At 48.4% G+C, this 2,025-nt stretch carries 2 protein-coding genes; both read left to right on the plus strand.

The genetic code is table 11. The features are described 5' to 3' along the window. Positions 1-1,755, plus strand: a 1,755-nt coding sequence (locus BP71_RS37825) for a hypothetical protein (RefSeq protein ID WP_496387109.1), incomplete at its 5' end; no start/stop codon positions are given. A gap of 55 nt (positions 1,756-1,810) precedes the next feature. Next, positions 1,811-2,025: hypothetical protein (locus BP71_RS37830; protein WP_496387111.1), on the plus strand; the 215-nt coding region annotated here is incomplete at its 3' end.

Consider the following 2,025-nt stretch of genomic DNA (forward strand, 5'->3'; position numbering starts at 1 on the left):
CCCAATTTCTGCAAAGGCATTAACCCGCTTTGTCAGTTCTATCAGCAGTTCAGTCCCACGCATGCTTTCGTGCTGAAAGATCTGAAAATCAAGTTCTGGCCTAATAACAACCTGTCTATGGTGGTCAATCCCTGGGATAAACCTGAACTGATGTGGATGTCGGTGGATGATGCACATCGCTATGACATACAAGTGGCTACCGACAATGCCTTCAATAACCTGGTCTATGATGGCTTTGCATTGCACACCACCAATTTCACCGACGAAGGAGAGATCAACACGGTTCTGGAAGCAGGGCAGGATTACTATGCCCGTGTCAGGGCGGAACGGTTGGATTTCATCAAAATCAATAAAAATTATGGCGCATGGTCCGATGTCGTTACGCTGCATACCGCCACACCGCAGACTTCCATATTGCAGGCTTTGAATCAAAAAGCCATTGATCCGCCCACGGCCGTCAGCAGTCTGGGGTTCGATGTCAGCTGGTATGCTTATGCAGGGGCAAGTAACTATGTCATACAAGCCGCCACAGACGCTGCATTTCTCAACATCATCCGTTCGCAAACCGTAGCAGGGAATCTGACCACCAGTAGCTTTTTACTTCCCTCCGTCGCTAATCTTACCAATTTGTTTGTGCGCGTACTTCCCCAAAAAGGTGCTGCATTTGGCCTCTGCAACAACATCTGGCGTATCAAAACCAATCAACAGCTCGCGGTACCGGCTATGAATAGCCCGGCCAACGGCACTGTTTTTCCCTTCCACGACTTCCTGGCTACCTTCGTATGGACTCAAGGTTCGCTCAATAAGGACTGGGTGGCCCAGTATCAATTGGAGATCACTAAAACAGCGTCCAATCTCACCGCCATTTTTACCACCCCGAACCTGGACTTGCTCATACAGGACCCTTTGCTGTTCGACGGTAATTTTCAGGTGAGGGTCTGTGCGATTAATGCTCTGGGAGCTAAATCAGCCCTTTCTCCTCCTTTTAACTACACAGTCTGCCCCGACCACCCCTCAGTATCCTTTCCAGGTGATCTGGGCAAAGTGGATTCGGACAAAAATTTCAATATCGAGTGGTACCACAGCGGATCGTTTGCCGCCGGCAGCCAATACCTGGTCACGATTAAGGATGCGGGAACTTCGATCCCGGTAGCCGGATTCAATAACAAGCCGACTACTAACAATTTCATGTTGGTTCCGGCCAGCACATTGACCAGCGGTAAAAGCTACACCCTGACGGTTAAGAACTCTTCTTCCTGCGCGGCAATACTGTTGCCCAATATATTTTTCAACGCCGTGGGCTCGGGAGGCTCCAACCAACCTCCAAAGCCCCAACTCGTCGATTTTACTATTGACCTGAAAGGATTCCGCAATGATCCCGACGGTTGGGCCATAGGCACATCCAATTACCGGCTGGGTGTAGAGTTGATCGATCCCGATGGCAATCCGCTCGACCTGATCGATCCAAATGGAAATCTGATCACCTACCTGGATGTTGACTCGGAAAATTCCGGGGTTATCCTGAAGGGAGATGACAAACCCCAGGGCAAGTACAAGCTCAGGCTGAAAATGCTCGATATCTTCCCCCCGCTGACCTACTATCCCTTCGATCAACCCCACTTCTCCGTGTCCCTTAATGGCCAGCCAGTAGTAAGTAAGCATGTTATTACCGTTGACTTCTTCGACCCTGATTCGCCCTTCAACCAGTGGCTGGTTGGATTTCAGTTTGACGATATTGTACTGGATGTCAAGTAAGACTTGGCCTGCCAATCTTGTAGAGTTTATAAAAACAAAACACCCATTCAAGGTTATGAGAAGACGTTTAAGTTATTTTTTGTTGGGGTTATTAGGCTTACTGTATTCTGAAAAGCTATTTGCTCAGACCCCTTACAATCCAAAGAATGTCGACCGGACAGCCATGAGCTTTTTGGACGGACAGCAAACATTCAGGGCACTAGAATATACTAAGGACCAAGACCCTCAAAGTGAAAAAGTATATCGGTTGCAAACTTTGCCTGAAAATGG

The sequence above is a fragment of the Dyadobacter ginsengisoli DSM 21015 genome, from assembly GCF_059568735.1.